The sequence below is a fragment of the Sorangium sp. So ce367 genome (assembly GCF_051520455.1).
GTDB lineage: Bacteria > Myxococcota_A > Polyangia > Polyangiales > Polyangiaceae > Sorangium > Sorangium cellulosum_B.
In genome coordinates, this window is record NZ_CP150334.1 from 4,635,121 (window position 1) to 4,661,098 (window position 25,978).

16 protein-coding genes are annotated in these 25,978 nt (G+C 70.6%); 7 read left to right on the forward strand and 9 right to left on the reverse strand.

Going from position 1 to position 25,978, the window contains the following annotated elements:
* Positions 1–20: 20 nt before the first annotated feature.
* Together WME97_RS17655 and WME97_RS17660 are read right to left on the reverse strand one after the other, a co-directional pair.
* The gene (locus tag WME97_RS17655) at positions 21–1,460 is read right to left on the reverse strand and encodes a PLP-dependent aminotransferase family protein (protein WP_437553143.1); all 1,440 of its coding nucleotides are present in this window, start codon (positions 1,458–1,460) and stop codon (positions 21–23) included.
* A gap of 3 nt (positions 1,461–1,463) precedes the next feature.
* Positions 1,464–2,051 (reverse strand): LysE family translocator, encoded by a 588-nt coding sequence (locus WME97_RS17660; RefSeq protein WP_437553145.1) that lies wholly within the window; start codon positions 2,049–2,051, stop codon positions 1,464–1,466.
* 319 nt (positions 2,052–2,370) lie between these two features.
* On the opposite strand from WME97_RS17660, the gene WME97_RS17665 reads away from it, so the two are divergent.
* Positions 2,371–3,183, forward strand: coding sequence for a hypothetical protein (locus WME97_RS17665; protein ID WP_437553147.1), 813 nt, complete (start codon positions 2,371–2,373; stop codon positions 3,181–3,183).
* A gap of 171 nt (positions 3,184–3,354) precedes the next feature.
* Here the strand turns inward: WME97_RS17665 and WME97_RS17670 are convergent, their stop codons facing one another.
* The gene (locus WME97_RS17670) at positions 3,355–4,203 is read right to left on the reverse strand and encodes an oxidoreductase (protein ID WP_437553149.1); all 849 of its coding nucleotides are present in this window, start codon (positions 4,201–4,203) and stop codon (positions 3,355–3,357) included.
* Positions 4,204–4,327: 124 nt separating this feature from the next.
* Here WME97_RS17670 and WME97_RS17675 point away from each other — a divergent pair, with 124 nt between their 5' ends.
* Positions 4,328–5,287, forward strand: a complete 960-nt coding sequence (locus WME97_RS17675) for a LysR substrate-binding domain-containing protein (protein ID WP_437553151.1) — start codon at positions 4,328–4,330, stop codon at positions 5,285–5,287.
* On the opposite strand, the gene WME97_RS17680 is transcribed toward WME97_RS17675, so the two are convergent.
* Positions 5,235–7,142 carry a M6 family metalloprotease domain-containing protein gene (locus WME97_RS17680; protein ID WP_437553152.1) on the reverse strand — a complete coding sequence of 636 codons (1,908 nt, stop codon included), beginning with the start codon at positions 7,140–7,142 and terminating at the stop codon, positions 5,235–5,237. The two genes, WME97_RS17675 and WME97_RS17680, sit on opposite strands and share 53 nt — an antisense overlap.
* Before the next feature lie 308 nt (positions 7,143–7,450).
* On the opposite strand from WME97_RS17680, the gene WME97_RS17685 reads away from it, so the two are divergent.
* Entirely contained in the window at positions 7,451–8,893 is a 1,443-nt protein-coding gene (locus tag WME97_RS17685) for a sigma 54-interacting transcriptional regulator (RefSeq protein ID WP_437553154.1), read from the forward strand.
* On the forward strand, positions 8,890–12,279 hold the full coding sequence (locus WME97_RS17690) for a protein kinase domain-containing protein (RefSeq protein ID WP_437553156.1): 3,390 nt from the start codon (positions 8,890–8,892) through the stop codon (positions 12,277–12,279). Before WME97_RS17685 ends, WME97_RS17690 begins: the two co-directional genes overlap by 4 nt.
* A 28-nt stretch (positions 12,280–12,307) precedes the next feature.
* Here the strand turns inward: WME97_RS17690 and WME97_RS17695 are convergent, their stop codons facing one another.
* Positions 12,308–13,201, reverse strand: a complete 894-nt coding sequence (locus tag WME97_RS17695; protein WP_437553158.1) for a hypothetical protein — start codon at positions 13,199–13,201, stop codon at positions 12,308–12,310.
* A 383-nt stretch (positions 13,202–13,584) separates the two neighbouring features.
* Between WME97_RS17695 and WME97_RS17700 the strand changes: the two genes are divergently transcribed.
* The 3 genes from WME97_RS17700 (at position 13,585) to WME97_RS17710 (ending at position 18,225) form a co-directional block, all read left to right on the forward strand.
* The gene (locus tag WME97_RS17700) at positions 13,585–14,310 is read left to right on the forward strand and encodes a hypothetical protein (RefSeq protein WP_437553160.1); all 726 of its coding nucleotides are present in this window, start codon (positions 13,585–13,587) and stop codon (positions 14,308–14,310) included.
* Positions 14,311–14,789: 479 nt separating this feature from the next.
* The gene (locus WME97_RS17705) at positions 14,790–15,053 is read left to right on the forward strand and encodes a hypothetical protein (protein ID WP_437553161.1); all 264 of its coding nucleotides are present in this window, start codon (positions 14,790–14,792) and stop codon (positions 15,051–15,053) included.
* A 79-nt stretch (positions 15,054–15,132) separates the two neighbouring features.
* Positions 15,133–18,225 (forward strand): DUF3427 domain-containing protein, encoded by a 3,093-nt coding sequence (locus WME97_RS17710; protein ID WP_437553162.1) that lies wholly within the window; start codon positions 15,133–15,135, stop codon positions 18,223–18,225.
* A gap of 150 nt (positions 18,226–18,375) precedes the next feature.
* Here WME97_RS17710 and WME97_RS17715 read toward each other — a convergent pair whose 3' ends face one another.
* The 4 genes from WME97_RS17715 to pglZ form a co-directional block, all read right to left on the reverse strand.
* Positions 18,376–19,197 (reverse strand): DUF3883 domain-containing protein, encoded by an 822-nt coding sequence (locus tag WME97_RS17715; protein ID WP_437553164.1) that lies wholly within the window; start codon positions 19,195–19,197, stop codon positions 18,376–18,378.
* 246 nt (positions 19,198–19,443) lie between these two features.
* Positions 19,444–21,630: a DEAD/DEAH box helicase gene (locus tag WME97_RS17720; protein WP_437553166.1), complete on the reverse strand. Its 2,187-nt coding sequence runs from the start codon at positions 21,628–21,630 to the stop codon at positions 19,444–19,446.
* Positions 21,631–21,643: 13 nt separating this feature from the next.
* Positions 21,644–22,957 carry a BREX system ATP-binding protein BrxD gene (brxD, locus tag WME97_RS17725; RefSeq protein ID WP_437553168.1) on the reverse strand — a complete coding sequence of 438 codons (1,314 nt, stop codon included), beginning with the start codon at positions 22,955–22,957 and terminating at the stop codon, positions 21,644–21,646.
* 3 nt (positions 22,958–22,960) lie between these two features.
* Positions 22,961–25,954: a BREX-6 system phosphatase PglZ gene (pglZ, locus tag WME97_RS17730; RefSeq protein ID WP_437553169.1), complete on the reverse strand. Its 2,994-nt coding sequence runs from the start codon at positions 25,952–25,954 to the stop codon at positions 22,961–22,963.
* Positions 25,955–25,978: the final 24 nt, after the last annotated feature.

Genomic DNA, 25,978 nt, shown 5'->3' on the forward strand with positions numbered 1-25,978 from the left:
CGGCGTCGCCTCCCGACCCGTCATGCCACCACGCCCGCCCTCGCCATCGCCCCCCGCGCGCTCGCCACCGCCGCGAACCGCTGCGCCAGGTACTCCGCCACCCGCGCGTGCTGGCTGAACACCACATTGAACCGGATATGCGGATCGCCCGCCCCATCGGCCATGAACGTCGCCCCGCGGGCCAGCAGGATCTTGTTGAGGTACGCGTCCTTCACCAGCTCGTCGACGTCCACCCCGCGTGGCGCCGTGCCCCAGAGGAACAGCCCGCCTTCACCCGGGTGGTCCAGCAACACGCCGGCGTCGCGCAGCCGGCGCGCCGCCGCGTTCCGCGCCGCGCCGAGCTTCTGCTGCAGCCGGTCGATATGCTTGCGCCACCTGCCGGCCGACAGCACCTCCAGGAGCACGAGCTCGTTCAGCGCGCCGGTCGTCAGCACCGAGTAGATCTTCTCGCGCAGGAGCGGCTTCAGCCGCCGTGGCTCGGCCGCGATGTAGCCCAGGCGCAGCGCCGGGCTCAGCGCCTTGCAGAAGCTGGAGTAATAGATGACCCCGTCCAGCCCCGAGAGCTGCGCCAGCCGCGTCGGGTGCCCGGGGTGGAAGTGACCATGCACGTCGTCCTCGGCGATGAGGACACCGTGCTGGTGCGCGATCGTCAGCACGCGGTGCAGGTTGGCGGCGCTCGAGCCCCAGCAGGTCGGGTTGTGCAGCACGCTCTGGAGGAACATCAGCCTGGGCCGGTGCTCGCGGCACGCAGCTTCCAGCGCCCCCAGATCCACGCCGTCCGGCCTTCGCGCCACAGGCACGAGGCGGTAACCCGCCTGCCGCAGGCGGCCGAACAGCAGGAAATAGCCCGGGTCTTCCACCAGCACCGCGTCGCCTGGCTGGAGATAGCCCCGGCAGATCAGGTCGATCGCGTGCGTGCCGCCCCAGGTCGTGAGCACGCGGCCCGCGTCGGCCGCGATGCCCTGCGCGCGTAGCAGCGTCGCGATGCGCTCGCGCAGCTCGGGCAGCCCCTGTGGCGGGCAGCGCGCCGCCATGCCGGCGTCGCTCCTGGCGAGCGCGCGCTGGAGCACCGTCGCAGGGATGGCGTCGCTCAGCCAGCTCGCCGGCAGGGCGCCGCTGCTGGCCAGCAGCACGCCGGCGCGCTGGTCGTTGGACTGCTGCGCCAGCCACACCGGCTCCTGCTCCTCCCCGGCCTCGAGCCACGCCTCGCTCGGCATGGCCGAGGCCGCCTCGCACACGAAGAACCCGGCCGTGCCGCGCGACTCGAGCAGCCCGGCCGCCACCAGCCGATCGTAGGCCGTCACCACGGTGTTGGGGCTCACGCCGAGCTGACCCGCCAGCTGGCGGATCGACGTCAGCCGCGCGCCGGGCGGCAGCTGCGCGCCCTCGATCAGCGCGCGCAGCCGCGCCTCGATCTGGTCGGCCAGGGGAACGGCGGAGTCGCGGTCGAGCGAGAACATGGGTCAACGCAGGAGCAGGAGCGCCAGCACCGCCAGCGCGCCGGCCATGATGCCATTGAACAGCCGGTGCCGTCGCGGATCGGTCAGAAATCGCCGGATCGCCACGCCGAACAGCGCCCACGCGGAGGTGCACGGAAAGGTGATCGCGAGGCTGATGACGGACACGAGCAGGGCGCCGCTCGCCACGCCCATGCCCGCCGGCATGAACACCGAGGCCACCGTGATCGCCTTGACCCAGCTCTTCGGGTTGACGGCCTGGAACACCGCCCCCTGCGCGAACGACAGCGGCCGCGGCACCTCGGCGCCCTTGACCGCGGCGCCGCCGGTCAGCTTCCACGCCAGCACCAGCAGGTACAGCGCGCCGGTCACACGCAGCACGGCGTGCAGCGCCGGGTAGGCGGCGAAGAGCGCACCCAGGCCCAGGCAGGCGAAGAAGGTCTGGACCGCGCCGCCCACGCTGATGCCCAGGAGATGCGGCAGCGATCCGCGGTAGCCGAAGTTGGCGCCCGAGGCGGTGAGCATCATGTTGTTCGGCCCAGGGGTGCTCGACATCACGAAGCAATAGGTCAGGAGGGGCAGCAGCTCGGTCATCGCAGGTCGCTCCGGTCGGGATTGCCCGGAGCGTAAGGAGGCGGTGTTCGCCGGTGAAGGCACAGGGGACGCGCCGCACGAAAGCACTGTGTCAGTCGCGCGACCGGTACAGCGAAGGGCCCGGGCCCGGGGTGCGCATCGGACGTGGACGCTGCTAGCGCTGAGTGGAACCCGGGTCCTGCCGCGTCGAACGGATGCCCAGCGGTCGCATCGCGGGTCGCACTGTGATAGCTGGAGCGGCATGAACACTGGAGTTCGGGCACCGACTGGGCTTGGGCAACGCGTCACGTCGGGCACGCGATGGGCAAGTTGCGCTGCGTTGGCGCTGGCACTCGGGAGCTGCGGGTCGTCCGGCAATGACGACGGCTCGAGCGGCAGCGGCGCGGGCGGAGGAGCAACCACGGGCGGGACGACAGACGGAAGCGGCAGCAGCGAAGCCGCTGGGTCGAGCGTCAGCACGGGTGGAAGCGACGGCTTCACCCCCGTCACGATCAGCTTCAGCTGGTCTACGTACAAACTGCTGGGCACGACGCGGACGCCGCTCACTTGCGGCGACATCGGCGCCGGGACCGTGGGATTTACGTTCAGCGGCGACTCGCTTGAACGCGCCGAGAACTGGTACAGCTCGAACGGCGAATTCTGCGCCTCGGGTGACTACCCGACCTATCGCTGGGAGCACGGCCCTGGCGACTTCTATCTGGCCATCACCCTGTACACCGGCCTGGCTTCGGACAACACTCGGAACGCGCTCATTTCGGGCGTGGTTGGCTTCACGGTGCCGGAGGGGGCGGCGCACGTCGACGTCCCGGAGGTCGAGCTCGCTCGCATCATGTTCCCGCTGAGCTGGTCAATCGAGAAAGCCGGCACCGCCGCGACCTGCGCCGACGTGGGCGCCACCGAGGTGGATTTCCTGCTCGCCGAGATCCGCGAGAATTTCGAGAGCACCATCTCGTGGAGCGAGCCCTGCTCCGCGACCCCTAATGAGATGAGGAGCACCCCCGGCAACTACCAGCTCACCGCCACTCTCAAGGGCAGCAGCGGAGCGCTCGCCTCCTGGACGGCTCCTGAGCAGCTCGTTTTCTCGAAAGAGAGCGCGGCCATACCGCCCCCAATCGTGTTCGAAGTGCCCTGAAGGCGGGGAACGGCCACCGCTGCAACCGGCGGCTCGAGCTTCTTCGACTTCTCGGACCCGATGTCGGGATGGCCCGAGATCGAGGCGCCCATGGTGAACGACCCGGAGGCGGCGGGCGCGTGACCCCCGTCTCTCCCTGCGCGCTCGCGCCTCCGGGGTGTCAACCTCGCTTCATTTCGGAAAGTCCGTCGACTCCGAGACGGCGCGCCACGCGGCGAGCTCCTGCGCCACGAGCGCGTTCTTCGCCTCGATCGCAGCGACGGCGTCGCTGCCGAGCGGGAGGCGGAGCGGGGGATTCTTCGCGCGGGCGAGCTCGACGACCACGCGCGCGAGCCGCTCCGGATCGCCAGGCTGCTGGAGGCTGACCGTCTTCGCGTAGCTCCGGACCTTGCCCGCGGTCTCCGCATAATCGGCGATGACCTTGCCCGTCTCGACGACGGACTTCGCCTCGAGGAACTCCGTCCGGAAGTAGCCCGGCTCGATGATCGTCACCGCGATGCCGAGCGGCGCGAGCTCGGTGTGGAGCGCCTCCGAGATCCCCTCGACGGCGAACTTCGTCGAGCAGTACACGCCGAACCCGGCGCCCGACCGGTAGCCGCCGAGCGACGAAATGTTCAAGATCTGGCCGGCGCGCTGCTTCCGGAGCTGCGGGAGCACGGCGCGCGTCACCGCGAGCAGGCCGAACACGTTCGTCTCGAAGACGCGCCGGACCTCGTCGCCCGAGGTCTCCTCGATCGCGCCGACGACGCCGTAGCCGGCGTTGTTCACGAGGACGTCGATCCGGCCGAACCGAGCGATGGCCGCCTCGACCGCGGCGGCGACCGACGCCTCGTCCGTCACGTCGAGCCCGACGGGGAGGAGCGCCTCGGGCCGCCCGAAGCGGTCGGTGATGCTCTTCGGATCGCGCGCGGTGGCGACCACCCGATCGCCGGCGGCGAGCGCCGCCTTCGCGATCTCCGCGCCGATGCCGCGCGACGCGCCCGTGATGAACCACACCCGCTCGTGCTTGCTCGTTTCCATGGGGATCTCCTCTTCGTTGCCCGGGGCGCTGCGCCCCTCACACGACGGAAGATGCAACATCCCGAGCATGAAGAGAATGCGCTGAAACGTTGATGCTTTATGAACATCTGGTTCATAATCCAGCATGTCCGACGCGCTCGACGGGCTCACGACGTTCCTCGCCGTGGGCCGCCTCAAGAGCTTCACCGCCGCGGCCGCCGCGCTCGGTGTCACCCCCACCGCCGTGAGCCAGAAGATCAAGCTCCTCGAGCGGCGGTGCGGCGTGGTGCTGTTCCAGCGGACCACGAGGCGCGTCGCGCTCACGGAGCCGGGCGAGAGCCTCTTTCAGCGCCTGCGGCCCGCGATCGCCGACGTCGAGGACGCGCTCGCCGCGCTCGGCGACTACCGCGGGCGCCCCTCCGGGAACCTCCGCATCACCGCGCCGCGCGTGAGCGGCGCGTGGCTCGTCGCCCCGCTCGTGGCGCAGATGCGGGAGGCGTACCCGGAGCTGTCGATCGAGGTCTCGCTCGACGACGCCTTCGTCGACCTCGTGGCGTCCGGCTTCGACGCGGGCATCCGGCTCGGCGACGCGGTGGAGAAGGACATGGTGCGGGTCCCGATCTCGAGCCACTCGTCGTGGTCGATCGTCGGCTCGCCGGCCTACCTCGCGAAGGCGGGGCGGCCGCGCTCGCCGGAGGACCTCGTCCGCCATCGCGCGATCCGCCAGCGCCTCCTCGCGAGCGGCGTCGTCTATCGCTGGGAGCTGGAGCGCCGGGGCAAGACGATCACGGTCGACGTCCCCGGCGGCGTCGTCACCGACGATATCGGGCTCATGGTCGCGCTCGCGTGCGCGGGGGCGGGCCTCGCCTACGTGCCGGACCAGGCCATCGAGCGCGACCTCTCGGAAGGACGGCTGGAGCGCGTGCTCGAGGCGTTCATCACGAAGGGGCCTGGCTTCTGCCTCTATTTCCCCGCGCGCACGCAGGAGCAGCCGAAGCTCCGCGCGCTGATCGAGACGGTCACGAGCTTCCGCGGGCAGGAGGCCAGGCCGCTCAGTCGCACTCCCCGACGCTCCACATCCCGGGCGCCTCCACGTGGAGCGTGACGATCTCGTCCTCGTCGAACCCGAGCGCCTGATGCACGCCCGTTGTGCGGTATCCAAGGAAGACCTGGTCGTCCCCGAGGTCCACGATCTGCTTGTGGGCGCGGCCGTGGATCTCGTGCTCCGCCACCGACGCGGTGATCGCGTTGCAGGCGAAGGGGACATAGCTCACGTGCGCGAGCATGATCGGCCCGGAGACGTTGAAGTCCGTGACCGAGAGCCCGGTGAACTGCCCGTCCGCGTCGTCGCTGCTCGGGTCGGTGAACGGCGTGAAGGTCCGGCCCCCTTCGTCGTTGTAGAGGTTGGTGATGGAGCTCGGCGAGCTCGGGTTGCTCGCCATGACAGCGATCTTCCCGGCGCCCGCCTTCCTGGCCTCGTCGACGCGGTAGATCGCCACGCCGCCGGAGACGTCATCGAAGTCGAGCCAGCGCTGCAGGCCGCGGTCGTATCCCTCGTTCTGGCGGTTGTCGATCAGGAAGTACTGATCCGGATCCGAGGTCTCGACCTTGTAGATCGTCGGCGCGACGCCCTGCCCGAGGAACTCCGCGCCGGCCGTCCGGACGATGGCAATGTCCTGCGGCGGGGACCCGGGCTCGATCACCGTCGGCGCCAGGAATCCGGCCTTGATCCGGCTCCAGGCGCCCATCGCCACGGGCACCGAGCCCGCGGGCGAGCCGCTCGTGCTCCCCCAGCTTCCGGACGCCATCACGCACCATGACCCGAGCGGGGTAGGGCCCTTGTAGAGATCCGGGAGGCCGACCGCCGAGTGCCCGAGCTCGTGGACGATGACACCCACCGTGGCCGGCATCGTCGTGGGCACGCCGCCGACCGAGTGGACCTGCCGTTCGCCGAGCGCGGCGTAGCCGGTAAGGACCTTCCCGTCGAGGGTGATCGGGTCCTCGAAGCCCTTCGCATGGGCCCAGATCGAGGGCGTCTTGCTCGTGTTCGCTGTCTCGTAGCCGGCCACGATGAAGACCGTGTTGAGCTCGTCGCCGCGGACCTTGCCGTCTGCGTTGGTGTCGTAAGAGGCGAAGTTGACGAAGGGATCCGCCATCACCAGCGCCTCCTTCAGGTAGAGCTGGAGGAGGGAGAAATCCTTTTTGCTGTTGGGGTGCGCGAACGGGAGCTTGATCCGGACGATGCCGTCGTTGGCGGTGCCCTGGGTCTCCTTCGCGCGGGTGAAGGAGAACTTCCCGCGCGACATGTCGGCGTAATAATGGTTCACCGAGCCAGGGAGGCTCCCGTACATCGTCTGTTTCCAGTACGCGAAGTCGGTGTTGAAGTTGCCGGTGAACGCGCCCGGCGCGGCGAGCCCGCCCCCCTGGGTGAACTCCAGCAGGATGGTCAGCAGGGGGCGCCGGATCCCGGAGATCACGGTCGGATTCGCCGCGAACGAGAGCGCGCCCCGGGAATGTGCGATCTCGGCCTCCCAGAGCGTATCGAGCGCCTCGTCGTCGATGCGCTGGAGCAGCGACGGATCCACGGGGCCGCCGTGCCCGCGGAGATCGCGGACCAGCACCCCGGAGGGGACGAGCCTGAGGGCGCCGCGCGCGTCCGAGCCGAGCTCGGCGACCTCGTAGTCGCCCGAGAGGGCGTTGAGCACGACGGCGGTGCCGTCCGCCATCCGGAGGTAATCGAAGTGCTCGTCGCCGATCACCTCGGCGCGGAAGGTCGCGCCGGTCGCGTCGAGCTGGATCTCGCGCAGCCCGGGCTCGGCGCTCACCGCGGCCGCGGGGCGGCTCGCCGAGACGGCGCTCGCCAGCACGGCGAGCGCGACGAGCCCGAGCCGCGCCGATCGGCGCGCGCCGGCGATCCCCTGGTGATCCACGTTGCCCGCGCCGCTGTTTCGAGACGTCATGTCCGCATCCTCCTCAATCCGCGTTTCGCCGCGTTCGAGGGGCGCATCGCAACGCGTGTGCCGGGATCGGTCAGAAGCGCGAATCGCCGCGTTTCCAGGCGGATCCGCGCGTCTCCGGCGAGCGCTTCGCCCCGCGCCGACACGCCGCCGGGACAGCTGTCACGCGCGCGCGACGGGCGCTGTCGCGGCGGCGTGACAGCGGTCCTGCAGGCGCTCCACCCGTGCGCGTGCGGTGCAGGCGCGGGCGCGGCTCGCGGGCGCGCCGGTTCCGGGTTGACGCGGCCCCCTCCAGGGGCACCATGGCGATCATGGGCGACAATCCCGGGGAGGCCTGCACGCTCACGAGCTTCGATGAGGGGCGCTCTCTCCGGCTCCCGGCCGTCTCGGTGACCGTTACCCTCCCGGACCGGCGCACGCTCACCGCGCCGCTCGATCTGCGCCCCCTCGTCGTGGGCGCGGGCGCCGACTGCGATCTGGTCCTCGCCGATCCACGCGCCTCGCGCCGGCACTGCGAGATCCGGTTGACCGAGCAAGGCGTGCTCCTGCGCGACCTGGGCAGCAAGAACGGCACGCTGATCCGCGACGTCCGGATCCGCGAGGCCTTCCTCCCGCCGCGCGTCCCCGCCACGGTCGGCGGCTCCGAGATCGTCGTCGGCCCCGCGGGGCCCGCGGCCGTCCTGCCGCTCTCCGCCGCGGACGCGTTCGGCGAGGCGGCGGGGCGGAGCCTCCCCATGCGCGCGATGTTCGCCCGGCTGGAGCGCGCGGCGCCGACCGATGAGACGCTGCTCCTGCTGGGCGAGTCCGGCACCGGCAAGGAGGTGCTGGCGCGGGCGATCCACGCGCAGAGCCGCCGCAAGGACGGCCCCTTCATGGTCGTGGACTGCGGCGCCATCGCCCCGAACCTCGTGGAGAGCGAGCTGTTCGGCCACGCCCGGGGCGCGTTCACGGGCGCCGCGGCGGCGCGGCCAGGCCTGCTCGAGCAGGCGAGCCGGGGCACGCTCTTCATCGACGAGATCGGCGAGCTTCCGCTCGAGCTCCAGCCGAAGCTCCTCCGCGCCATCGAGGGGCGGCAGATCCGGCGGCTCGGCTCGAACGAGTGGGTCCCCTTCGACGCGCGGATCGTGGCGGCCACGCACCGGAACCTGCGCGCGAAGGCCCAGGACGGCTCGTTCCGGGCCGATCTCTACTTCCGGCTCTCGGTGGTCGAGGTCCATGTCCCCGCGCTCCGGGAGCGCAAGGACGACATCCCGCTCCTCGTCGAGCGCTTCCTCGTCGCGCGGGATCCGCCGCGCGCGCTCGCGGACCTGCCGCCGGGGGCGCTCCCGCTGCTGGAGGCGTACGACTGGCCGGGGAACGTGCGCGAGCTCCGGAACACCGTCGCGCGGCTCGTCCTCTTCCCCGAGCTGCTCCACGAGATCCTCGGCGCCGCGCCGCCGGCGCCGCAGGGGAGCGTCAGCGCGGAAGCGGCGCGCCTCGATCCCTCGGGCGCGGGGCCCTCCGGAGCGGCTTCGTCGGGCGCTGCGCCCTCCGGCGCGCCGCCAGCAGGGGTCGGGGACGCCCGCCTCCGCAGGCTCCTCGAGCTGCCGCTGCCCGAAGCGCGGGAGGTCGTGCTGGAGGAGCTGGAGCGCGCCTACGTCACCGAGAAGCTCCGGCAGCACGGGGGCAACATCTCGCACGCGGCCGACGCGATGGGCGTCTCCCGCCAGCTCGTCCACCGGCTGCTCCAGCGCCACGGCCTCCGGGCCCGATGATCCTGCCCGTGGACGGTGATGATCCCCGCGTCGACGCCCCGCCGTGGCCGCGGCGCGGGCGCGACGACGCGACCGTCACCGGCCCGGCCACGCCCGGGGCGTCGCCCGCCGCGCCCGGGGCTTCGCCCGCTGCGTTCGAGGCCACGCCCGCCGCGCCCGAGGCCACGTCCGATCTTGGCCTCGGCGAGGAGAGCCGGCGCACCGCCGACGCGCCCGCGGTGCCCTCGTCGATCCCACCCTCGCCGATACCGCCCTCGCTCCACGCCCGCTTCGAGGACTTCCACCTCCTCGGCCGCGGCGGCATGGGCGTCGTCTACCGGGCCCGGGACCTCCGGCTCGGCCGGCGCGTCGCCATCAAGCTCCTCTCGGCGGGCGCGCAGATCGACGGGAGCTTCCTGCGCGAGGCGCGCTCCCAGGCGCGGCTCCGCCACGAGAACGTCTGCGAGGTCCACGAGGCAGGCGTCGCCGATCACGTGCCCTTCCTCGTCATGCGCTGCATCGACGGCCCCTCCCTCCAGGACGCCCGCGGCGACCTGACCCTCGAGGAGAAGGTGCGCGTGGCCCGGGCCATCGCCGCCGCGCTCCACGAGGCGCACCGGCTCGGCCTCGTGCACCGCGACGTCAAGCCGAGCAACGTCATGCTGGAGCGGGGCACGGACGGCGCCTACCGCCCCTACCTCATGGACTTCGGCATCGCGCGCGAGGCGGGGGAGAGCGGGTCCACCCTCACCGGCGCCCTGCTCGGAACCCCCGCGTACATGGCGCCCGAGCAGGCCGCGGGGCGGGTACACGCCCTCGATCGGCGGACCGACGTCTACGGCCTGGGCGCGACGCTCTACACGCTGCTCGCCGGCCGTCCGCCGTTCACCGGGGGCACCGTGATGGACGTGCTCCGCCAGGTGCTGGAGGCGGACGCGCCGCCGCTCCGCACCCTGGACCGCGACATCCCCCAGGATCTCGAGGCGGTGGTGATGCGCTGCCTCGAGAAGCAGCCCGGCGCCCGCTACGAGTCGGCGCGCGCGCTCGGCGAGGACCTGCAGCGCTTCCTGGACGGCGATCCCGTGCTCGCGCGCCGCGCCTCCCTCGGCCGCCGCCTCGCCAGGCATGCGCGGCGGCACCGGGCGGCGGTCGCGAGCGCGGCCGCGCTGCTGCTCGCGGCGCTGGTCGTCGCCGGCCTCCTCGTTCGCGGCCGGCGCGCCGCCGCGGAGCAGGCCAACCTCGCCCGCGAGCTCGGCGAGACCGTGAAGGAGATGGAGCTCTTCCTGCGCGCCGCCCACGCGATGCCGCTCCACGACGTCGAGCGCGAGCGCGACGTGGTCCGCGCCCGGCTCGGGGCCGTCGAGGCCCGGATGGCGACAGCGGGCGAGGTCGGCCGGGGCCCCGGCGAGTACGCGCTCGGCCGCGGCCTGCTCGCGCTCCAGGAGCCGCGCGCCGCGCTCGACCACCTCCGCGCGGCCGAGCGGGCCGGGTACCGATCGCCGGGGCTCGACCACGCCGCCGGCGTGGCGCTCTCCGAGCTCTACCGCCGCGCCCTGGAGGAGACCCGCCGCATCCGCGACCCGGCGCAGCGCGAGGCCCGGATCGCGGCGCTCGAGGTCGAGTACAAGGCCCCGGCGGTCGGGCACCTCCGCGCGGCGCTGGGCGGCGCCGGCGAGGCGCCGGCGCACGGCGCCATCGAGGCGCCCGCCTACGTGGAAGGGCTGCTCGCGTTCGCCGAGGGCAGGCACGACGAGGCGCTGGAGAGGGCCCGGGAGGCGTTCGCGGCGGCGCCGTGGCTCCACGAGGCGAAGAAGCTGGAGGGCGACGTGCTCTTCGCCCTCGGGAGCCGCCACCGCCACGACGCCGCCGCCTTCGACTTCGACCGGATGAAGGGCTACTTCGACAGCGCCGCCGAGGCGTACCGGATCGCCGCCGATCACGGCCGGTCCGACCCCTCGGTCCACGCCGCCGCGTGCGAGCTCTGGACCCAGACCATGAACGCCGCCGGCAAGCGCGGCGACTCGATGCGCCCGAGCTTCGAGCGCGCGCGGGCGGCCTGCGAGCGGGCGCTCGAGGCGAGCCCGCGGAGCCCCGAGGCGCTGGTCAAGCTCGCCTGGGTGCACAACTGCTTCGCCTGGTGGGCCGCGAGCGGCATGCAGCCGGGCGAGGACGCCGAGGCCGCCCTGCGCGCCGCGACCGCGCGCGCCGAGGCGGCGCTCGACAGGAGCCCGGACGACGCCTTCGCCCGGTACGTCGCCGCCGCGGTCGCCCGCGCGCGGGCGTACCACGCCGACATGCTCGGCCGCGACCAGCGCGCGGACCTGGAGCGCGCCATCCAGGGCTACGAGGCCGCGCTCCAGCGCGAGCCCGACTTCGCCTGGGCCCTCGCCGAGCTCTGCTCCGTCCACGCCGAGCTCGGCCGCCACGACTCCCTGCACGGCCGCGACCCGAGCCGCTCCTTCGAGCGCGCGGGGGCCCGCTGCGACCAGGTCCTCGCGCTCGACCCGGGCCTCGACGGCGCGCGCACCTCGCGGCTCGTCACCGGCGTCTACGAGGCAGAGCACCTCGTCCGCGCCGGCCGCTCCCCCGAGGAGGCGGTCCAGCGGACGCAGCAGGTGATCGAGGCGATGCATCAGAAGGACCCTTCCTGGGGTTGGGCGCCCTACTGGCGGGTCTGGCTGGAGCACGCGCTCGCGCTGCACGCGCTCGACGCGGGCGCGGATCCCGGCCCGGCGCTCGCGCGCGTCCGGGCGAGCGCGCTGGAGGTGGCGCCGGACGCGACGGCCTTCCCGGAGTCGCTGCGGGCGATGCTGGCGGTGCTCGAAGCGCGCGTCGGGGTCGCGCGGGGTGAGGACCCGTCGCCCTCGATCCGGATCGCGCGCGAGGCGCTCGATCGCCAGATCGCGGTGGCGCCCTGGGACGTGTCGGACCGGCTGCAGCGCGCCGAGGTGGAGCTGCTCGCCTACCGGTGGAGCGCGCAGCGCGGCCGGCCGGACGCGGCGCGGCTCGACGCGGCGCTCGCCGTGCTCGACCCCCTTCTCGGCGGGCAGCGCGCTGATCCCCGGCTCCCCGCGCTGCTGGCCGAACTCCACGAGGCCCGCGCCGCCCACCGGGCGGACCGCGGGGGGGACGCCGCCGCCGACATCGCGGAGGGGCTCCGGCATGCGGACGCGGCGCTCGGGCTCCACCCGCGGTTCGATCGGGCGCTCGTGGCCCAGGGCGGGCTCTGGCTGCTGCGCGCCGCGGCCGCGCCCGGCGCGGCGGCCCGGCAGGAGGCCGCCCGGCGCGGGGCCGAGGCCCTGGAGGCGGCCCTCCTGGCGAACCCGCTGCGCGCCCGGACCGAGGGCGCGCGCCTCGCGGAGGCGCGGCGGCTCGCGGGCCCGGCGCCCGACCCGGCCGCGCCCTGACCGCGCCGCGGCCCGCGGCCCGCGGCGCTCACCGGGGGAACGGCGCGGGATCGATCGTGCGCACGCGCCCGGGCTCACGGCACCAGTCGGGCTTGATGTCCTTCAGCCACGTCATCGTGCACGGCTTTCCGTTGCAGCTGAACTGGCCGTGTCCCGGGGGCCCGACGAGCTGGCAGGTGCCGTCATCGATGCTGTCCGCCAGGAGCCCCATGTAGTTGAGGCCGCAGGCCCCCGGCTTGTAGCAGTACCGCTGCTTCAGCGCCGACTCAGGGTCGACATCGCAATGGGCGATGAACGGGGCCGTTGCATAGACGGACACCTCGGCGCCGAACGCGGTCGAGGGGACCGCGCACCAGAGCGCCTCGCGGTGAATGTACTCGGTGTGAGGCGCCCCGTCGTCGGTCACCTGGGTGCCCGTGAGCAGGACGCTGAGGCCGTCGGTCACGTCGTTGACGTAGGCGATCACGCACTCCAGCACGTTGCCGATCACGGCATCGGAGAGCCCCTCCTCCGTCCAGGCCGACGCGCTGCTCACCATCCCTCGCCCCAGGTAGACCTCCTCGCCGTGGTGCACGACGGTGCCGTCGGCGGCGGCGCAGCGGACGGTGTGATCGAAGACCTCCTTGCCGTCCACGCCCCCGGGGGCCGCCTCGTCGAGGATCTTGGTGGCGAGGATGTCCGGGTGGATCTGGTCGCCCTGGAGCAGCGGGCTCCGCAGCGCCGTGACCACCGCGTACTTCCATGTGTGCCACGCGAGCTTCGGGGTCCCGTTGGTGTCCGGGATACCGGGCTTCATCACGGCCGCCTCGAGCCCTGGTGTGTCGAGCTCGACGTCGATCTCGGACTCCGACACCGGCGCGCAAGCCGCCATGAGGAGCCCGACGCCCATCACCATCCCGTGCGCACCGACCGAGCGCTTCATCGCGATCTCCTCGTCCAGAGAGTTTCGAGCCTTCGTTCACGGCAACGGCGAGCTCGCCGAGCGTGGACACAAGCGGCCATGATCGCCGCGCTGCGTGCCGGGGACAAGAGCATGCGCCGTGCCACGCGTGGGAGCGGCGCGGCGGCGGCGGATCTGGCCGCGCGTCTCCCGGCGAGGTGGTGCGGCGGCGTTACAGGTGACCGCCGCGCGGACAGCGGGTGTTGCGCCGCCATGACAGGCGCCCATCGGGGCTGCTGGAGCTGCCGGAGCGAGGGGAAAAATCGACCGAGGCCGTGTCGGGTCGGCGGGTCCTCTTGCGGGAGTAGGGGAAAGAGGGCGCGATCCGCGCGCTCCACGAACGCCTTCTGCCCGAGGTACACGCCATGAACAAGCCGTCGTCGCTCTCCGTCTTCCTCTGGCTCGTTCTCGCCGCGGTCGGCTGTGGCAGCAGCACGGAGCCCATCGAAACCGAGACGCCGGGGCCCGCGCAGGAGGCCCTGCGGGGGAGCCGTTACTGCGAGATCCTGCTCGGCGACGCGGATCTCGGCGCGGGATCGGTGACGATCGACGTGTACAACACGCAGGGCCTGAACGAGTGCCCCGAGGCGGCGTGGGTCGCGGTCGATGAGGCCGAGGTGAAGGCCGAGACGAGGGCGGACGTGGTGGTCATGAACGGCCCGCGCCACTGGATGATCGACAGCTTCGAGGGCTCGAAGGTGCTCGATCCGGAGGTGCGCACGCTCGGCGGCATCGAGATGCGCAAGACGGGCACGCTCACCGTCGCGCTCGCCGAGGCCTCGGGCAAGGCGAAGCCCTACGAGACACGCACCGTGCGACGGGACACGACGTGGGGCTACGACGCGGGAAAAAGCGTCTACGAGCTCGTCGATCCGGAGGGCGCGATCTACGAGTTGCAGTCGTACAGCGTGCAGGAGGTGCAGCAGGACGAGGCGTCGCTCGCGAAGCTCGGCGAGACATTGACCCTTCCCGACGGCTGGGCCTTTCGAACGCGGGTGCTCGACGAGAAGCTCGAGGTGGAGGCGGTGGACGGGCTCGCGGTCGTCGTGCAGGACGACTTCGGGAATACCTACCAGCGCTCGCGGCAATAGACTACGGAGGGAGGGGGAGTGGCCGCGAGGATCACGCGGTGGCGTGGCGTCATGAGTGTCCAGCCCAAACAGCACGAGTTCCTGCGCGAGGCTACCGGCGTGGGACGTCCTCTTCGAGCTTCACGCGCAGCTCGCTGGCATTGGTCCCCGGCGCGCGCCCGGACAGGCGGCTCTGTGGCTCTTCCCGGGGGCCGACGATCCGGCGATGCTCGCTCCGCCGCTTCGTGCCCGATCCGGCACGATCCTCGCCTCCCCGTAGGCCTGGCGAGGGACGCCTCGCGGGCGCGATGTTCCGGCGGCCGGTCGTGGGATAAGCTCTCGCTGGGAGCGAAGGGAGGAACCACAGGATGGCAGACAGGATCTCCAAGGTACCGATCGTGGCGCCGGTCGGCTCGAGTGAGGCGGCCGCTGTCCTGATCCCGCGCAAAGTTGCTGCTGCTGTGAAGCTGAAACCCTGATCGACAAGACGAGCGTCCGGCATGTTCCTCAAGATCCTCATCGTCCTTTTGCTCGCGCTGCCAACTCTGTTTTCTATCTATGTCTTCTCGATTGAAGGAACGAAGATGCTCAAGCCGTTGGCGTTCACCTTCACGCTGACCTCTGCGCTCTACGTCCTTGTCGTCAGTCTCGTTCGCGTCCGTCACCCTTCCACGCCGTACCTCGGTTTCTGGATCGTGTTACCCATCTGCTCGGCGCTCATTCTCGCTTGCGTGGTGATGGCTCTTTCCGTCGTCGGTCATTGACGAGCGTGAGCGGCGCTTCGCCGAGCGACCGGTCGAATGCCTCTTGGACGTGCGCTCGCCTGCCGTAGACTCGCTGGCCATGACGACGAGCCGGCGCGGTCTCTACCAGGATCTGATCACCGAGGCGCTGGCGTCCGGCCTGCGCGAGCTCGACGCCAGCCTGGAGGTCCGCACCGCGGGGCTCCGGGCCGCTGAGGCCGCCGACCGTATCGCACTGCACCTGGGTCGCCTCGTGCAGCGCGCCATCTCCGGCGTGCCCGATGTGGAGCGTGTGGCCGTCGGCGTGGGTCTGGCGCGGCGGCTCGTCGAGCAGATCGACCAGGTGATCGCCGGCGCAGAGCTCCAACCCGAGGCGCCCGTCGAACCGGCGACGGTGCTCCACGCCATCGTAGGGCGCCAGCCGGACGGCAGGCCGGAGACGATCCCCGAGCCGCTCATCCCGCTCCTCGACACGGCGCTGCTCACCAACGCGCCTGGCGAGCCGAGGGTGGGCCACCAGCTCCTGACCGAGGTTCGCTCGGCGGACCGCATCGACGTCGTCATGGCGTTCGTCCGCCGGAGCGGCATCGCCCCGCTGCTCGATGCGCTCCGCGTGCACTGTCAGGCGGGCCGCGCGCTGCGTGTGCTGACGACCACGTACACGGGATCGACCGAAGCGAGGGCGCTCGAGGCGCTCCGCAAGATCGGCGCTGACGTGTGTGTGTCGTACGACACGGGGACGACCCGCCTGCACGCGAAGGCCTGGCTGTTTCATCGCGCGTCGGGCTTCTCTACCGCCTATATCGGCTCCTCCAACCTGACGCACACCGCGCAAACGAGCGGGCTCGAGTGGAATGTTCGTGTGTCCGGCGCGCGCAACCCGGATGTCATCGCCAAGGTCGCCGCCGTCTTCGAGAGCTACTGGAACAGCGGCGACTTCGTGCCGTACGACCGCGCGGAGTTCCTTGAGCGCGTCGATCTGGCGACGAACGCGGCGCCATTGGTGATGCTCAGCCCGATCGAGCTCCGCGCCGAGCCGTTCCAGGAGCGTCTGCTCGAGCAGATCGCGCTCTCCCGCGAGCGCGGGCATCACCGCAACCTGCTGGTATCGGCGACCGGCACCGGCAAGACCGTCATGGCCGCCATCGACTACGCCCGACTTCGGGAGGCGCTCCCCCGCGCACGCCTGCTCTTCGTCGCGCACCGCGGGGAGATCCTGGAGCAGAGCCTCGCGACCTTTCGTCACGGCCTGCGCGATCATGCCTTTGGCGAGCTGTGGGTCGGCGGCCGTCACCCGCGGCGCTTCGAGCATGTCTTTGCGTCGATCCAGAGCCTCTCGGCAGCAGGGCTCGATGATCTGGATCCGTCCCATTTCGACGTGGTGATCATCGATGAGTTTCACCACGCAGCCGCGCCGTCGTACCGCGCGCTGCTGGAGCGCCTGCGTCCCGTCGAGCTCCTCGGGCTCACGGCCACGCCCGAGAGGAGCGATGGGCTCCCGCTCCTCGGCTGGTTCGATGATCGGATCGCCGCAGAGCTGCGGCTCTGGGACGCGATCGATCAGCACCGGCTCGTTCCGTTCGTCTACTACGGCATCCACGACGGGCTGGACCTGCGCGATGTGCCCTGGCGTCGCGGGCGCGGCTACGACGTCGATGGCCTCTCCAAGCTGCTCACAGCCAACGACGTCTGGGCCCGGCAGGTGGTGGCCCAGCTCGCTGCGCATGTCGATGACGCGCGACGGATGCGGGCGCTCGGATTCTGCGTCAGCATCGAGCACGCGCGGTTCATGGCGCGCGTCTTTCGCGAGGCTGGTGTCGCGGCGACCGCGGTGTGGGGGGACAGCCCCGATGACGAGCGGCGCGCGGCCCTCGCGGATCTCGGGGCGCGGCGGGTCAACGTCGTCTTCTCCGTGGATCTGTTCAACGAGGGGATCGACGTCCCTGCGGTAGACACGCTGATCCTCCTGCGCCCGACCGACAGCCCGACGCTCTTCTTGCAGCAGCTCGGGCGCGGCCTGCGGCGCAGCGCCGGCAAGACCGTTTGCACGGTGCTCGACTTCGTCGGGCACCATCGGCGCGAGTTCCGCTTCGATCGCCGCTTCGGAGCCCTGCTCGGCGGGAGCCGGAAGGAGCTCGTTCAGCAGATCGAAGGCGGGTTCCCGTTTCTACCCGCGGGCTGCCACATGGAGCTCGACCAGAAGGCATCGGAGCTCGTGCTCGACAACATCCGGCAAGCGGTGCCGTCGGGGTGGACAGCCAAGGTCGACGAGCTGCGGCGGCTCGCCCGCAGCGGCGACGTGAGCCTTGCGCGGTTCCTCGAAGAGACCGGGCTCGAGCTCGAGGACGTTTATGCCGGGCAGCGCTCGTGGTCAGACCTCCGTGATGACGCTGGGCTCCCGTCGCTCGGCGTGGGACCGCACGAAGAGGTGCTGCGGCGCGCGTGCGGGCGGCTGCTCCACGTCGACGACTTCGTGCGGATCGAGGTGGTTCGCCGGCTGCTCGCGTCTGACGCGTGTCCCGATCCGGGGGCGATGAGCCTGCGGGAGCGCCGCCTCCTGCGCATGCTCGTCGCCACCGTGGCCGATCGCGCCATCGACAAGGCGACCACCCTTGCGCAAGCGTGTGCTCTCGTCTGGGCGCATCCGCAGGTGCGCGCGGAGCTCGTCGAGGTGATGGACGTGCTCGCTGCCCGCGTGGATCACGTTCACCGGGAGCTCGCGACCCATCCGGACGTGCCGCTCCAGGTGCACGCGCGATACTCGCGCATCGAGATCCTGGCGGCGTTCGGCGTCGGGGGCGGCGCGAAGGTCGCGCCCTGGCAGACAGGCGTGTACTGGGCGAAGGACGCCCGCGCCGACCTGCTCGCGTTCACGCTCGACAAGACGAACGGGCAGTTCTCGCCGACGACGCGCTACCGCGACCATGCCATCAGCCGGCAGCTGATCCACTGGGAGAGCCAGTCGACCACCCGCGCCGAGAGCGAGACGGGGCAGCGCTACCAGCAGCACGAGGAGCTCGGCACGGCGGTGATGCTGTTCGCGCGGCTGCGCAGCGATGAGCGGGCGTTCTGGTTCCTGGGGCCGGCGAGTTATGTGCGGCATGAGTCGGAGTTGCCGATGGCGATCACGTGGCGGCTGAAGCATGCGCTGCCGGGGGATCTATTCGCTTCGTTCGCGGCGGCGGTTGCGTGAAATGTATAGCGCCCGCTCTGTGGACGGAGTGCCCGCCTGCTCTGCGCGTTCCAGAATGCTGCCTATTGGGATAGATTCTTGGATAGGCGCGGCGCGGGGAGCTCCCCGGGGGCGTCGCTCGAAGCGAGTACACGAAAGCGTGCTGCGTGCTCACGAGCGGCGCAGGTTCGCCTGGAAGGCGAGCGGTTTCAGCTCGAACTTGTCGAGCATTTCACGACCAGAGTACCGCCGCAACAACGGACGCTTCGAGAGCGCGCTCGTGACAAGCACCAGCACGAACGCCGGGTCCTCCCTGGCTTGAGCCACCTCTGCTCTCGTGATGATGAACGACTCCTGCGCTCCGCGGACGCCTTTGACTTCCACGTGGTCCTCCGCTCGCCGCTTGATGCACTTCAGATCGTAGCCACATTTCTCCTTTGAGACGTCCACGACCTTCCAGCCGTCCTTCTGGTAGAGCTCCGTGGCATACCACATGGCGAGGCGCTCGACTTCCGCGTTGGCCTCTGGTTCCCCGAACCCCCCGCCGCCCTCACTAGCCCTCTTCGCAGCGCGTCGCAGCGACGCTGGCTCGGCGCCCGCGCCGGCGTGAAGCTGGCTTCTGGCCAGGGTCTCCAGGCGGTCGATGTACTTCTGCTCCTTGATCTCTCGAAAACCGAGGCTGAAGTTCTGGTAATCGGCCAGAAAGTTCTTGAACCAGGGCTCGTCGGACAGGGAGATATCCGGCGTGAACAGCGTTCCCTCTCCACGAACGACTGTCTCGGGCTCCTCGTCTTCCGAATGAATCTCTTCCGCGATGAAGCGGGCGCAGAGCCCGTACCTCCTCGGCTTGCCTTCGCCGCAGATGATCCACACGACGTCTCCAAGAACATCTGGTATGCGCTTCTGTGTGACAATTCCGATTGGGCCTGTGCTGATTTCGGCGCAGCCGTACCCCATCCTCTCGGTGTTGTGGTATTGCATGTAATGTCGCATGGTGAGCTCCTGTGGGAAGGGGTGGAGCAGATCGTGACAGCGATCGCGGAAACACGGCACCTGGCGTACGAGCTGCTACGGCGAGCGCGCTCGACGCCGGCCGGCCGTGGTACGCGAGCCGCCCATCCTTGTCCCAGCTAGCGGCTCTGGTGTGATCGCTGGCCCGTCTTGAGTTGGTCGACAGTAACACCTGGGCGCCTGCCCCATCGTGGAGATTGGTTGAAGTGCTGGCCTCAGCAGCCAGACCTACGTCGGATCTGCATCGTTGGTCTCGCGAACCTCCACGGTCGGCCGCTGCCGGACATCATCCACGTTACCCGTAGGCCCCGCTCCACTTGCCAAGAACCGTGCCGTCGCTTCGAAGTCGAGCAGGTATCCGCCCACCATCTCGACCTGCCAGGGCTCGGGAAGAACGCGCTGGAACTTGCTCAGACGGTACTCGGGTACGAGAGCAAGAAGCCGGCGGCGGGTCTCTGCGGACTCCCAGAAGCTCGGTGATCGCAACTCGTCGAACAGACGGCTCACCGTGTCGAAGCTCACACCGTCACCCTGCACCTTGATGGAGAAGTTGTCGGGTACAACCTTCCATCCCCCCTTCCACTCGAGAGCATATTTGAGCGTCTGGTTGATCCGACCGCCGGCGAAGGTCCACCAGGTGACTGTCGTGCCGTCGAATTGGAGTGCGTCCCCGCTGCGCCGGAGGAGCTGGCCGAGGTCGCCGCGCCATTCGGCGAGGGCGGCTTTCGCCTTCGCGTCAAGGAACGGGTACTCCTCGTCGCTGGTAAGGACGTCCTTCATCGCCTGGCACACCTCGAATCCGAGGAATTGCGGGACAAACCCACCCCAGCTCGGCTTCTTGCCACGGGGAGCGCTGCGGACGCGCACGAGGCGTTCCTCGTGGTTGAGCGACACGACGAGCCAGGCGCGCCCGCCGAGCAGGAACGTGCTCATCTCCTCCACGAGGCGATCGACGAACGCTTGCTCCAGGCTGCCCAGGTCGCGTTTCGACTCGGTCTGCACCTTGTAGAGGACCGGGCTCGAGAACACGGCGTAAAGCTCGAGGAAGTTCTTCCTGCCGAAGACACGCTCGGCTGTCATCCCCATGCCGAGGAGCCCTCCGGACTCGAACAGATAGCCCTCGCGCTTCATGTGTTCGATGAGCGCCAGGTACTCCTCCCGCTGGATGCCCCGGAAGTCCGGCACCCGCTCGAGCATCTGCCAGCAGCGCTCCGCGCTGATGCCGCCGTGTTGCTGGGTCATCGCCAGCACCTGGTGCACCACGACGGGCCAAGCGCGCGTCTCCTCCTTGACGCTCTCCACCCACCCGCGCGCGGCGAGCAGGACCAGCGCCGTGCTCTGGACCATGGACACCGCGTCCTCGCACAAAAAGGTCATGTTGGCCACGGTGCCCGGCCGCCGACCCGTGCGACCCATCCGCTGCAGGAACGACGACACGGTGCTCGGGGCGTTCGCCTGAAACGTGAGGTCGAGCCCCCCGACGTCGATGCCGAGTTCGAGCGTGGACGTGGCGACGATGCAGGCGTTCGTGCCGCGGGCGAAGCGCTCCTCGGCGGCGTGACGCTCCTCCTTCGAGACCGACCCGTGATGTACGAAGACCTCGATCGCGTCGTCGCGCATGTCGTCGGCGACGGTCTCGGTGAGCGCCCGGGACTGGCAGAAGAACAGGCTTTTCTTGCCGCGTCCCTCCCTGACGGCCTCACGCGCGAAGTCACTCGTCTCTTCTCGGAGGTACACCTTGATGAGGCGCTGAGCTTTCGGCCTAGGAGGATCGACGACGACGCTCGGTCGCGCCGAGCTCCCGGTCAGCCAGCGGCCGATGTGCTCCGGGTTCCCGATCGTGGCGCTTAGGCCGATGCGCTGCACGTCGTGCTGCGAAAGTGCTGCGAGACGCTCGAGGACGCTCATCAGGTGCGCGCCCCGGTCCGTTCCGGCGAAGGCGTGGATCTCGTCTACCACGACATAGCGCAGATCCTCGAAGAGCCGGCGCACCGGAACCCGCGACGACATGAGCATCACCTCGAGGGACTCCGGCGTCGTCATCAGGAGTTCTGCGGGCTCCCGGCAGAAGGCCTCCTTCTGGCTCTGCGGCGCATCGCCGTGCCAGACGAACCGGCGCAGGCCGACCATCTGCGTGTACTCGCCAAGGCGGACCTCCTGGTTGTTCAGGAGCGCCTTGATGGGTGCGACGTAGAGCGCCCCCACGCCCGAGGGCGGCGCCGCCATGAGCCCGGCGAGGACGGGAAAGACCGAGGCTTCGGTCTTGCCGCCCGCCGTCGGCGCGAGGACCACGGCATTCTTGCCGTCCAAGATCGCCTCGCCCGCGAGCTCCTGGACCGCACGGAGGGACGTGAAGCCAAGCTGGTGCGCGATGGCGTGCTGCAGTCGCTCCGGAAAGCGCGAGAACACACTCATCGTCGGCTGAGCCTCACATCGCGACGCCGGCGCCGCCGAAGGCGTCGTCCGGCGGAGGGTCTTCGAGCTTGCGTCCGGCCAGCACGGCCTCTTCCTCGGGGGTCAGCCCCGCTGGCTCGAACCCGAGCAGGCCCTGCGCGTCCTGGTCCGGGTCGTCCGCGAGCACGTCGAGCACATTCACGAACGTCCGCAGGAACTGGCGCGGCACCACGCCCACGTCTCCCCGGAAGCCCGCCGTGACCATGTCGACCAGTTGCTCGACGAGCTCCCTGGGTAGCCGGCGCTCGGCCTCCTCGGGCGCGAGATCGGGGTGCAGTGAGCGGAGCTTGAGCGCCACCTTGAGCAGGCGCTCGCGGTCGAACGGCCTCAGGGCGAGCTGAGGCTGCCGCAGGCTCGGAACTCCGTTGAATTCCTCGTACTTTATCCGGGCATAGAGCGCCTCGACGCCCTTCACGCCCTGCCGATCATCAAAAAACGTAGGTGTGCCCGTGAACACCCAGAGCAGCCCCGGATAGCTGCTCGCGGCGTCCACGATCTGACGGATCGCGTTCAGCGACTTGCCGCGTACGTCGCCGCGCATGCGCAAGATCGTCTCCGCCTCGTCGATGATGATGACGAGCCCGGTGTAACCGGCGCTCTTGATGATCTCCAGGATACCGCGGAGGTACGCCATCGCGTCGCTGCTGGAGATGTCGCCCTTCACGCCGGCGATGCTCTTGAGGCTGGCAGCGACGTTCGAGCTGCCGGAGAGCCACGACACGAGGGCCGACGCCTCCTGGACGCGCCCTGCCTGCTTCAGCTCGAACACCTTCCTGATCACGCGGATCATGTCGGCGGGCGCCCGACCGCCGGTGAGGGCCACGAGCTGCTCGTCGAGCTTCGCGAGCACCCGCTCGTCGAAGGCCGGATCGTCCTCGCTCAGGCCGAGCTCCACGAGGCCCTCCTCGATGCCGCCGATCCATCGGTCGAGCACGTCCCCCAGCGCCCCCTGAGCGCAGGCCGGCGTGCTCAGGCCGCTGACGACCTTGCGGTAGAGCTCGTCGAATTTGTGGAAGTGAAGATCGTTGTCGGACACCACGACGAAGCTCGTCGCGAAGCCGCTCTTCTGCGCGTCGTGGACGACCAGATTCGCCATGAACGTCTTGCCGCAGCCATAGCCGCCGCGGAGGAACTTCACGTCCCCTTCGCCGCTCTTCACCTCGTCGAGCTTCCGCTGGAGCTCTTTCCTGTGCCGCTCGATCCCGACGGCGAACGCCTCCAGGCCCCGGTCGGGCACGGTGCCGTTGCGCAGACGCTGAAAGATGTGAGCCGCGTCGCGGAATGCCATGGGTCAGTCCTTTCTCGCGTACGCCTTCATGCCATTCACCGTGAGCACCTCCACCTCGAAGGGCAGCCGCCGGACGAGCTCGTCGAAGTGCCGGGCGAAGGTGCGCACGCGCCGCGGCGAGCCGAGCACCTGCGCGAGCTCGGCCTCGTTGATCGTACGTCGTTCCGCGATGATCTCGAGGACGCGCCGGTAAGCGTCGTCTGCGACGAGCTCGCCCCATGCCGGCGTGGCAGGCGCGGGCTGCACCGGAGGCGGTGCGCTGGGCTGCCGTGCTTGCGCGTCAGGGGGCGCGCTGGGCGGCCGATTCTGCCCCGGAGGGGGCGCGCTGGGCGGCCGACTCTGCCCCGGAGGGGGCACGCTGCCCCCGGTGGCACGGAGCTTCGGGAGGTGCCGGCTCCGCGCCACGTCGAAGAAGCCCTCGACCACCTTCGACGTCACCTCCTCGACCGCATCCGGGTGGTACACCTCGATGCGTACCTTCTCGTCGGTCTGTCCCTCGAGCTCGAACTCGACGATCGCCTCATCGCGGTTCGGCGGAACCAGGACGCGCCCGTCCGACAGCGCGGCCGGCGGCCCTGCGTCGAGCAGCCCGATGAGCACGTCGGGGCGACCCGGCACGCGCAGCGCCAGGCTGATGCTCTTCGGTGCCAGGAAGCCGAGCGACGCGTTCTCGCGGCTCTGCAGCCGCACGGCCACGCGCAGGCGCTGGCGCCCCAGGTGCGCCGGCTCGGGGTGAGCGACGACCTCGTACCGGGAGGTCGTCTTGCCGCGAGCGACCTGCCGGTCGAGGACCAGGACCGGGATCACGCGCTCCTGCAGGCTGTTGCCGCCGTGCACGAACGGCGCGATCTTCTCCTTCGTCTGCCAGAGCGCCGTGTCCGGCCGCAGCACCAAGTAGCGATCTTCCTCCACATCGTACTCGAGCGCGGAGAGCCGGATCTCCAGCACGTCCGGCATCCCGGAGGGCTCTGACAGGAGCGCGTGCCGTCGCTCGGGCACCTGCTTGCTAGCGCCGAACGGGATGTTGGCCGCCGTGGCGTCCTGCAGCAGAAAGCCGTGATCGGAGGCGATGACGAAGCGCTCGACGCCGGCCTGCGAGAGGAGCGAGATCGCCGATTTCAGCAGCGCGAGCGTGTGATCGAAGGTGCCGAGGTGCAGCCCGTGCTCGCCGGCCGTGTCGAGCTCCCGGCTGCGTACCACGACGAGCGGCGGCTTCCCGCCGAGGCGACGCTTGAGCTGCGCGAGGCTCAGGTCCTGGAGCTCCTCGAGCTCGATGTCCTCGGCGTTGTGACCCGGGCCGTGAAGGCTCCGCTGGCTCATGGCGCGCACGCGCTCTGTCGGCTCGCGCACGCTGAACTCCCCCGCGAAGAATCCGTCGATCTTGCCGTCCTTCATCGCCGGGCGGAGCCGCCCGTTCCGCTCGACGGGGGCGAGCGCGTTCATGCCGATCGCGGTCTCGGTCGGCAGCTCGGCGAGCCGCGCGCCGAGGCTCGCGCGGTATTTCTCGCGCCGGAGCTCCTCGGCGAGGCCCTGCGCCATCTCGAAGCGGAGGGCGTCGACGAGGAGGAACGCCACGCGCCCCCCTTGCTCCACGAGCGGGTGCACGACGTCCTCGTAGACTGCCCGCTGCCGCAAGCTGCGTCCGGGCAACGGGCCGTGCGCGACGCAGAGCTCGAAGAAGGCCCGGTTGATCGCGTCCGCCCAGTCGCGGTACGCGCGGCGCACGGCCTTGCGGACCTCCAGCAGCGCGTCGTAGTCATCGAGATCGGAGGCCAGCAGCGCGTGGGCTCGTTGCTCGAACAGCCGGTGCTGGCGGTCGACCGGGGCGAGCTTCTCCGCGTAGCGCTCCACCGCCTCGTCGAGCGACCCGCATCGGTCCAGCCCCTTGCGCGTCGTCGCGAGGGCGCGCCCCGTGCTCGCCGCCCGACGGAGGATCTCCCAGGTGCGCTGCAGCGCGGGCGAGCGACGGACCCAGAAGCACGTCTCCGGCGTCCGGGGACCGGCCAGCTCCTCGGCGCCGTCCCACTCGCCGCGGCGCAGGGCGCCGAGCGCCGCGGCGCGCATCGTGGCCTCCTCGAAGCGGAATGTATCGATGGCGCCGAGCGCGCCCGCGTGGTGGCTCGTGCGCTCCTGCCGCAGATGCTCCTGCAGCTCGTTGGCGAAGAGCTCGTAGGCGTCGGCGTGCTGCTCCCGGAAGCGTGCGGCGAGGCGGCGGCAGTCCTTCTCGAGCGGGCCGAGCTTGGTCAGGGCCTGGAGCTCCGGCGTGACCGGCGGCTCCTTCAGATCGTGGACGAACTCCACGGCCATGAGCCAGCTCGCGACCAGCGTGGCCACGGCGGTCGCGGTAAGCTGCGCCTCGCCGATGCGGTAGTTTCGCCAGGCGGCGCTGAGCCCGAGGCCTTTCTCGAGGAACGCGACGACTTGCTCCCCGTGCTCGGGAAGGTGGGCACGGAGGCGCGGATCGTCGGCCAAGAGCCCGAGGACGACGTCATCGAGCCCCCGGCTCTCCAGGAGCAGCGTGATCTCTCCCTTGGGCTGCGCCTGCAGCTCGTCGAGCCAGCGATCCGCTTTGTCGAGGCTGAGCCCCGGCGTGCGGACGAAGGTGTCGGTCTGCTCCAGCGTCGCCGCCCCCACGGCTGCCTCGCGGACGAGCGTACTCAGGCTCTTCTCGAAGACCACACCCGCCTTGTAGAGCTCGAACACGGGGGTCTCCTTGACCGTTTCCTTGTTCACGCCGGGGAGGTGGATGAGGACGTGATCGGGGTGGAGCGCGCTCCCGTGCGGATCGAGCGCGAGCATCAGCTCGAGGTAGCTGCCGCGGTACGCCACCACGGGGTACGAGAACCCGAAAGCGCCTCCGCGGAGGGCGTCGACGAGCGGGGTGTACTGCTGGTCCGCGTCGACCCACACCACGAGGCCACGCTCGCGGACCTTCTTGCTGACCTCGGCGGCGAGCGCGCGGCTCGCCGCGCCTCGGTGGGGCTCTGCGCTGGGCATGATCCTGCGGTGACGCTATCACGT

Excerpts from the sequence above, each read along its gene's own strand:
- WME97_RS17690 (WP_437553156.1), top strand. The coding sequence starts at position 8,890 with ATGATCCTGCCCGTGGACGGTGATGATCCCCGCGTCGACGCCCCGCCG.
- WME97_RS17715 (WP_437553164.1), bottom strand. The coding sequence starts at position 19,197 with ATGCGACATTACATGCAATACCACAACACCGAGAGGATGGGGTACGGC.
- WME97_RS17695 (WP_437553158.1), bottom strand. The coding sequence starts at position 13,201 with ATGAAGCGCTCGGTCGGTGCGCACGGGATGGTGATGGGCGTCGGGCTC.
- WME97_RS17700 (WP_437553160.1), top strand. The coding sequence starts at position 13,585 with ATGAACAAGCCGTCGTCGCTCTCCGTCTTCCTCTGGCTCGTTCTCGCC.
- WME97_RS17660 (WP_437553145.1), bottom strand. The coding sequence starts at position 2,051 with ATGACCGAGCTGCTGCCCCTCCTGACCTATTGCTTCGTGATGTCGAGC.
- WME97_RS17680 (WP_437553152.1), bottom strand. The coding sequence starts at position 7,142 with ATGACGTCTCGAAACAGCGGCGCGGGCAACGTGGATCACCAGGGGATC.
- WME97_RS17710 (WP_437553162.1), top strand. The coding sequence starts at position 15,133 with ATGACGACGAGCCGGCGCGGTCTCTACCAGGATCTGATCACCGAGGCG.
- WME97_RS17655 (WP_437553143.1), bottom strand. The coding sequence starts at position 1,460 with ATGTTCTCGCTCGACCGCGACTCCGCCGTTCCCCTGGCCGACCAGATC.
- WME97_RS17670 (WP_437553149.1), bottom strand. The coding sequence starts at position 4,203 with ATGGAAACGAGCAAGCACGAGCGGGTGTGGTTCATCACGGGCGCGTCG.
- WME97_RS17720 (WP_437553166.1), bottom strand. The coding sequence starts at position 21,630 with ATGAGTGTGTTCTCGCGCTTTCCGGAGCGACTGCAGCACGCCATCGCG.
- WME97_RS17675 (WP_437553151.1), top strand. The coding sequence starts at position 4,328 with ATGTCCGACGCGCTCGACGGGCTCACGACGTTCCTCGCCGTGGGCCGC.
- WME97_RS17705 (WP_437553161.1), top strand. The coding sequence starts at position 14,790 with ATGTTCCTCAAGATCCTCATCGTCCTTTTGCTCGCGCTGCCAACTCTG.
- pglZ (WP_437553169.1), bottom strand. The coding sequence starts at position 25,954 with ATGCCCAGCGCAGAGCCCCACCGAGGCGCGGCGAGCCGCGCGCTCGCC.
- WME97_RS17685 (WP_437553154.1), top strand. The coding sequence starts at position 7,451 with ATGGGCGACAATCCCGGGGAGGCCTGCACGCTCACGAGCTTCGATGAG.
- brxD (WP_437553168.1), bottom strand. The coding sequence starts at position 22,957 with ATGGCATTCCGCGACGCGGCTCACATCTTTCAGCGTCTGCGCAACGGC.